Source organism: Vibrio sp. D401a (assembly GCF_030248515.1).
GTDB classification, from domain to species: domain Bacteria; phylum Pseudomonadota; class Gammaproteobacteria; order Enterobacterales; family Vibrionaceae; genus Vibrio; species Vibrio rotiferianus.
Map to the genome: position 1 here is coordinate 1 of NZ_JAHGAI010000091.1, position 1,604 is coordinate 1,604.

At 41.0% G+C, this 1,604-nt stretch carries 2 protein-coding genes; both read left to right on the top strand.

All coding sequences use genetic code 11. The annotated features are described in order from the left end of the window. Positions 1-127 precede the first annotated feature (127 nt). Positions 128-781: a hypothetical protein gene (locus KIV41_RS24500; RefSeq protein WP_285337836.1), complete on the top strand. Its 654-nt coding sequence runs from the start codon at positions 128-130 to the stop codon at positions 779-781. 128 nt (positions 782-909) lie between these two features. After that, the gene (locus KIV41_RS24505; RefSeq protein ID WP_285337837.1) at positions 910-1,461 is read left to right on the top strand and encodes a GrpB family protein; all 552 of its coding nucleotides are present in this window, start codon (positions 910-912) and stop codon (positions 1,459-1,461) included. Positions 1,462-1,604: the final 143 nt, after the last annotated feature.

Here is a 1,604-nt window from a genome sequence, read left to right on the forward strand (position 1 = left end):
CAAGAGGGATTCGCAACGCGTGGCATTTTTACTATGCGTTGATTTTTGTGATTAAGGTGGTTTGCGGCGGCTTTCGTATTGCGTTGCTCACCCCTTAGCAGGGCGTTAGCAGTCTAGGAGAAAGTCGATGAGTTCAGTTGTAGAAATTCTCTCTCATGAAGTGTATTTAAAGCACTTAGAGCTAAAACTATCAAATATCCAAGATATATCGAAAGTATCAGAAGAAGAAGCGTTGGTGCTGTGTTGTTGTTACATTGAAGCGATAGGCAGTAAAAAGCACCAGCTCTCCGAGCCTGTTGAAGGGGAGAGAAAGCGTACGCAGCGATACTCAAAGTCTGCGGTATTTACAGATACTTTGGTAAAATACAGTGGTTATGATTTTTGGGATAAGGTCCATCCCATTGCATTAGTTGATCTTTTACCGCCTATCTTTGACAGCAACTATGAAGACTATTTGTATAGACTTGCCGAAATCGGTGATGCTATTCGTGAGGCGGAGTTCGTTGTGGAACATGTTGAAGATTTATTTGTTAATACTAAACAGCGTGAGTGGTTCAAGAATCATATCCACAAAGGAAGCTTAGGGAATATTGCATACTCTAGAGTTCGAAGTGAAATTGTTCACAATGTGTCGCATGAACCTTTTTCGTTCTTAGCAACGTGGCAAGGTGAAGCTATACCAGATATTGATTACAAGTTAATGGAAGGATGTTTAACTAACGTAATCCGAAATCTACGAAAGTTGTCAATTGAACAAAATAAACTTTGGTGGGAGCTTTGAGGCGACTGCTAACAAAGCATTTAAGAGTGATTCGTAACGCTTGGCAGTTTCGCTTCGCTCAAGTATAGCCAAGCGTCACTCACACCTTAATGCGGCGTTAGGTTTACGAGTTAACATGGGAAGTTAAAGTGGATAAATCTGAGTTGATAAAGCGACTTGAGGAGTTAGGTGTAGGGCTAGAGCGTTTTACAGTCCAGTTAACCGACTACGTCCATACATGGTCTGAAGCCTATGATCTCATTGTTAGTGCGATTGCGCCTAATTTGGGCGGTGTGGCTATTTATCATATAGGTAGTACAGCGATCCCAGGCTCAATTGCAAAACCGATAATAGATATAGGTATCGCGTATAATGACAATTTAACTCTTAAGCAAAACATTCTAGCGCTCGAATGTCTAGGCTTTACTTGCAAAGGAGAGCAGGGTGTTGAAGGTCGTTGTTTCTTTACATATTACAGCGATAACGAACGTTTCGATTATATCCATGTTCATGCTTATAAGAAGGGTGACTCAAAGTTAAGAAGACATATTCAATTTAGAGATGCTCACATTCAAAACCGAGAGTTGCTAATCGAGTACAATGCCCTCAAACAGGGCTTAGTTGCAAATGGCGTCAGTAGGCAAGATTATCCTGAGGCTAAAGCAGTTTATATTCAAAGAATACTGTCACTTACATCGTAAAATCATAAACCTAACAAACTGTTTAAGAGTGATTCGCAACGCGTGGCATTTTTACTATGCGTTGGTTTTAGTGTTTAAGGTGATATGCGGCAGCTTCGGTATTGCGTTGCTCACACCTTAACAGGGCGTTAGGCATCAAGAGC

Bases quoted from the DNA above. Each gene is read 5' to 3' on its own strand.
- KIV41_RS24500 (WP_285337836.1), top strand. From the start codon at position 128: ATGAGTTCAGTTGTAGAAATTCTCTCTCATGAAGTGTATTTAAAGCAC.